Origin of the sequence: Variovorax sp. RTB1 (assembly GCF_035018765.1) — a bacterium.
Classification (GTDB): Bacteria; Pseudomonadota; Gammaproteobacteria; order Burkholderiales; family Burkholderiaceae_C; genus Variovorax.
In genome coordinates this window covers 1-302 of record NZ_JASJXG010000131.1, presented here as the reverse complement: position 1 = coordinate 302, position 302 = coordinate 1, and the positions used below count along the sequence as shown (strand labels likewise).

1 pseudogene is annotated in these 302 nt (G+C 62.6%); it reads right to left on the bottom strand.

The features are described from left to right. A pseudogene (locus QN397_RS26665) lies at positions 1-302 on the bottom strand (transposase); the annotation flags it as partial.

The following is a 302-nucleotide window of genomic DNA, read 5'->3' as shown; positions in this document are numbered from 1 at the left end:
GCTGATGCTCACGAGTTCGGCCTGCCGCTTGATCGGCAGCGCATGATCTCGCTCGATCATCGCTTTACGCTCAGCAGATCGGCCCTGCTGAGCGCGCCGGACAAAAAATCGATCTCCAGGGCCTGCTGGCCAATCTTGGCGTGCAGCGAGTTCAGATACACAGCGGGCTCTGCCGCCGCAGCCTCGCCGCCGAACACGTCGACCGCTCGGCTCAGAAGCTGGTTATTCCAGTCGGTGATCTGGTTGGGGTGAACGTCATGCTGCTGCGCCAGTTCGGCCAGCGTCTTGTCGCCTCGAACGGC